This is a genomic window from Mesorhizobium sp. M4A.F.Ca.ET.050.02.1.1 (assembly GCF_003997725.1).
In the GTDB taxonomy this organism is placed as follows: Bacteria; Pseudomonadota; Alphaproteobacteria; order Rhizobiales; family Rhizobiaceae; genus Mesorhizobium.
Map to the genome: position 1 here is coordinate 1 of NZ_RZSG01000476.1, position 4,725 is coordinate 4,725.

Genomic DNA, 4,725 nt, shown 5'->3' on the forward strand with positions numbered 1-4,725 from the left:
ACCTCAGCATGGTCTCGACGAAGTTCCTGCCGAAAGGGCTATAGAGCCACGCCGTGCGCAGGATCAGATGACGCGGATTGGCCGCCGCCACCGCCTGTTCGCCGGCAAGCTTCGAAGCGCCATAGGCATTGAGCGGCGCGGTGGCGTCGGTTTCGACATAGGCGCCGTCCTTGGTGCCGTCGAAGACGTAGTCGGTCGAAAGATGGATGATGGGAACGCCAAGCCGCGCCGCCGCCCCGGCGACGGCACCGGCCCCGGTGGCGTTCACCGCAAAGGCCATTTCCTTCTCGTCCTCGGCCTGGTCGACAGCGGTGTAGGCGGCGGCGGAGACGACGACATCGGGCCTCGATGCCGCCAGCGCATCAAACACCGTGTCGGGCTGCGCCAGGTCGAGTCGCGGCCGGCCTACGGCAACGACCTCCACGCCCTCCAGCCCGCGCCCGGCTTCAAGCAGGCTGGCAACGACCTGGCCTTCGCGCCCGGTCACGACAAGCCTCACGCCGCGCCCTTCCTGTTCTCGGCCTGGCCCAGCCGCTCGCCGGCATAGCGTTGGTCGCGGATCGGCCCCCACCACCATCTGTTGTCGAGGAACCAGTCGACGGTCCTTGCCAGGCCGCTGTCGAAGTCCTCCGTCGGCGACCAGCCGAGGTCGCGGCCGATCTTGGAGGCATCGATCGCGTAGCGGCGGTCATGACCCGGACGATCGGTGACGAAAGTGATCAGGTCGCGATAGCTGCCGCCGGCGGCGCGTGGCCGTCGACGGTCAAGAAGATCGCAGATCGTTTCGACGACACCGAGATTGCTGCGTTCCGAATTGCCGCCGACATTGTAGCTTTCGCCCGTCCGCCCCTTCGTGGCGACAAGCTCCAGCGCCTTGGCATGGTCCTCGACATAGAGCCAGTCGCGCACATTGGCGCCGGCGCCATAGACCGGCAGCGGCTTCTCGTCGAGCGCGTTGAGGATGACCAGGGGAATGAGTTTTTCGGGGAAATGATAGGGCCCGTAATTATTCGAGCAGTTGGAAAGGACCACCGGCAGGCCATAGGTCTCGTGCCAGGCCCGCACCAAATGATCGGAGGCGGCCTTCGAGGCGGAATATGGCGACGATGGCGCATAGGGCGTCTCCTCGACAAACATGCCACCGTCGAAGGGGAGATCGCCGAACACCTCGTCGGTCGAGACCTGATGGAAGCGGAAGCGGCGCTTGCGCCCTTGCGGCAGGTCACGCCAGTATTCCAGGGCCGCATTCAGCATGCGGTACGTGCCGACGATGTTGGTCTCGATGAAAGCGCCGGGCCCCTCGATCGAGCGATCGACATGGCTCTCGGCAGCGAGGTTCATGACGATGTCGATGGCGTCGCGGTGCAAAATCTCCAGCACCGCCCTCTCGTCGCAAATATCGGCGTGGGCGAATTTGTAATTGCGCGCGTTCTCGATCGCGCGCAGCGACGCCAGATTTCCGGCATAGGTGAGCTTGTCGAGATTGGTCACGCGGTAGGCCGGATTGGCGCATAGGTGCCTGCACACGGCCGAGCCGATGAAGCCGGCACCGCCGGTCACCAGGAAATTCATTCCGCTCCCCTCCTCACGCAAACACCTCCGCGGCGGCAAGCACCGGCGCATCGAGGTCCTTGTCCGAAAGCTGGAACCCACCCGCCATTGCCGGCCATTCGATGCCGACGGCGGGGTCGTCGAAACGGATCGACCGTTGATGGGCAGGCGAATAGATATCGGTCACCTTATACAGAACCTCGGTATCCGGCACGAGCGTGACGAATCCATGCGCGAAGCCTTTCGGCACCAGGACCTGATTGCCTTTCTCGGCCGACAGGTCGACGGCGACCCATCTGCCAAAGCTCTTCGAGCCGCGGCGAATGTCGACGGTGACGTCGAGGATCCTGCCTCTGACGACGCGCACCAGCTTCTCCTGAGCATGCGGCGGCAACTGATAGTGAAGCCCCCGCACCACACCGGCGGCGGCGGAATAGGAGCGGTTGTCCTGCACGAAACGGAGATCGATGCCGGCCTCGGCGAAGCGCTGGGCGTTCCAGTCCTCGACGAAATAGCCGCGAGCGTCGTGAAAACGCTTCGGGACGATCTCCACCAGGCCGTCGAGGCCGAGTTGGATGATCTCCAGCACCCTAGTTCTCCGACAACTCGCTGACGCGCCTGCGCAAATACGCGGCGTATTCGTTCTGGCCAAGGCGAGCGGCGCGTTCAAGTACCTTGTCGGCCGTCAGCCAGCCCTGCTCGAAGGCAATCTCCTCCGGGCAAGCCACCTTGATGCCCTGGCGGTGCTCGATGGTGCGCACGAAGGATGCTGCCTCGTGCAGGCTGTCGTGCGTGCCGGTATCGAGCCAGGCATAGCCGCGACCAAGCTGATGCACCTGCAACTGCCCGCGTTCGAGATAGATATTGTTGACTGCCGTGATCTCGAGTTCGCCGCGCTTCGACGGACGGATGCTCGACGCGATGTCGACGACATCGTTGTCGTAGAAATAGAGGCCGGTAATGGCCCAGTTGGACTTGGGTCTATGTGGCTTTTCCTCGATCGTCAAAGCCCTGCCGCCGGTCTTGTCGAATGAGACCACGCCATAGCGCTCCGGATCCTCGACACGGTAGGCGAACACCGAGGCGCCACGTTCGCGCTTCGCCGCCATGCGGCAGAGCTGCGAAAGGCCTTCCCCGAAGTACAGGTTGTCGCCAAGGATCATCGACACATTGTCCTTGCCGATGAAGTCGCGACCGATGATGAAGGCTTCGGCAAGGCCGTTGGGGTGGGGCTGCGGAGCAAAGGAAACGTCGAGCCCGAACTCCGAGCCATCGCCCAGCAACTGCTGGAATGCCGGCAAGTCGCGGGGGGTTGAGATGATAAGGACCTGGCGGATTCCGGCAAGCATCAGCACGCTCAGCGGGTAGTAGATCATCGGCTTGTTGTATATCGGGAGTATCTGCTTGGACACGGCCAGCGTCAGCGGATAGAGACGGACCCCGTTGCCTCCCGCAAGGATAATTCCCTTCAACAGATCCTCCTGGCCACGCCGAACCCCCTTCAGCACCACCCTGCTAAGGTTTCGCACGATGGCTTGTCAATCTCGATGCCCGTCGGCGCCCCGACCGGCCAGGCCTGCGGCCACCCGGCCGCACGCCCGACGACAATCAGACCAGCGGCGCGAGGTTTGTCGGTTGGCAAATCGCGATCCGGTGCTAAACAGCAACGGACCGGCCGCGAAAACGGAAATCCCATGGCCAGACTTCTTGTCACCGGCGGCGCCGGCTTTCTCGGATCGCATCTGTGCGGCAGGCTTGTCGAGCTTGGACATCAAGTGGTCTGCGCCGACAACTTCAGCACCGGATCGAGGGACAATATCCGTCAGCTTCTGACAGTTCCGGCATTCGAGCTGATCGAACATGACGTGACGCTGCCGCTCGACCTGGACGTCGACGGCATCTACCATCTTGCTTCACCGGCAGCGCCCATCCACTACCAGAACGACCCGATCCGGACGACGAGGACCAACGTACTCGGCGCCATCAATATGCTCGATCTCGCCAGATCTCGAGGCGCAAGGATCCTGCAGGCCTCCACTTCGGAGATCTATGGCGACCCGGAAGTGCATCCACAGCCGGAAACCTATTGGGGGCGGGTGAACCCGATCGGCACGCGCAGTTGCTACAATGAAGGCAAGCGTTGCGCCGAAACGCTGTTCTTCGACTACTGGCGCGAGGCCCGCACCGAGATCAAGGTGGCGCGCATCTTCAACACCTATGGCCCGAACATGCACCCGGACGATGGGCGAGTCGTCAGCAATTTCATCGTCCAGGCGATCCGCGGCGAGGCGTTGACAATCTACGGCACCGGCCGCCAGACGCGCAGTTTCTGCTATGTCGACGATCTCGTCGACGGCCTGCTGAGGCTCATGGCATCGCCCGCCGATTTCACGGGCCCGGCCAATATCGGCAACCCGCATGAGGTGACGATGATCGAACTGGCCGAACATGTGCTTCGGCTTGTCGGTGGCGGCTCCAAACTGGAGTTCCGACCCTTGCCCACGGACGACCCAAGGCAAAGATGCCCGGACATTTCGCTCATGCGGGCGGCGCTCGGTTGGCGGCCGCGGGTCAGTCTGGAAGACGGCTTGAGGCAAACGGTTGCCTATTTCCAGCGTCGTTTGGCGACGGCATGAAAAAGCCGGCGGGCAGAGACTGCCAGCCGGCTCCTTTCACTTTGATTGGCGTCAGGCGCGCTTGAGCAGCGACCAGACGGCCGGCACCAGGCTCGCGGCGAGCGCCACCTTGATCAGGTCGCCGACGATGAAGGGCAAGACGCCGAACTGCCAGGACTTTTCCGGACCGATCAGCATCGCCAGCCAGGCGAAGCCCATCGCCATCATGATCACTTCGGCCACCAGCATGGCATTGAAGAGCTTGACCGGATGACGGTCCCAGCCACGGTCGGCGGCCCAGCCGACGATCGCCGCCATGACGACGAAGCCGGCCAGATAGCCGCCGGTGGAGCCGAGCATATAGGCGACGCCGATGCCCTTCCCCGGCGTGCCCTGGAAGACCGGGAAACCCATGGCGCCCTCGGCCATGTAGAGAAGCAGCGTGGCCACGCCGAGGCGCAGGCCGAACGCCGATGCAATCAGCAACACGGCGAGCGTCTGCAGCGAGATGTCGACCGGGCCGAGCACGACTTTGGTCTTGGCCGATAGGGTCAGGAGC

At 63.3% G+C, this 4,725-nt stretch carries 6 protein-coding genes; 1 reads left to right on the forward strand and 5 read right to left on the reverse strand.

The genetic code is table 11. From position 1 onward, the window contains the following. From EOA33_RS24895 to rfbA, 4 genes are all read right to left on the reverse strand, one after another. A partial coding sequence (locus EOA33_RS24895) for an NAD(P)-dependent oxidoreductase (protein WP_127406832.1) occupies positions 1–499 on the reverse strand: 499 nt, incomplete at its 3' end. After that, entirely contained in the window at positions 496–1,572 is a 1,077-nt protein-coding gene (gene rfbB / locus EOA33_RS24900; RefSeq protein ID WP_126055835.1) for a dTDP-glucose 4,6-dehydratase, read from the reverse strand. The genes rfbB and EOA33_RS24895, both read right to left, overlap by 4 nt. Positions 1,573–1,585: 13 nt before the next feature. Beyond that, positions 1,586–2,140, reverse strand: a complete 555-nt coding sequence (gene rfbC, locus EOA33_RS24905; protein ID WP_127406833.1) for a dTDP-4-dehydrorhamnose 3,5-epimerase — start codon at positions 2,138–2,140, stop codon at positions 1,586–1,588. 1 nt (position 2,141) lies between these two features. Further along, positions 2,142–3,023 carry a glucose-1-phosphate thymidylyltransferase RfbA gene (gene rfbA / locus EOA33_RS24910; RefSeq protein ID WP_127406834.1) on the reverse strand — a complete coding sequence of 294 codons (882 nt, stop codon included), beginning with the start codon at positions 3,021–3,023 and terminating at the stop codon, positions 2,142–2,144. 222 nt (positions 3,024–3,245) lie between these two features. On the opposite strand from rfbA, the gene EOA33_RS24915 reads away from it, so the two are divergent. After that, positions 3,246–4,187: a UDP-glucuronic acid decarboxylase family protein gene (locus EOA33_RS24915; RefSeq protein ID WP_126055838.1), complete on the forward strand. Its 942-nt coding sequence runs from the start codon at positions 3,246–3,248 to the stop codon at positions 4,185–4,187. A 51-nt stretch (positions 4,188–4,238) separates the two neighbouring features. On the opposite strand, the gene EOA33_RS24920 is transcribed toward EOA33_RS24915, so the two are convergent. Beyond that, positions 4,239–4,725: biotin transporter BioY (locus tag EOA33_RS24920; protein ID WP_145989268.1), on the reverse strand; the 487-nt coding region annotated here is incomplete at its 5' end.

Coding starts and splice junctions, on each gene's coding strand:
- rfbB (WP_126055835.1), bottom strand. CDS start 1,572: ATGAATTTCCTGGTGACCGGCGGTGCCGGCTTCATCGGCTCGGCCGTG.
- EOA33_RS24915 (WP_126055838.1), top strand. CDS start 3,246: ATGGCCAGACTTCTTGTCACCGGCGGCGCCGGCTTTCTCGGATCGCAT.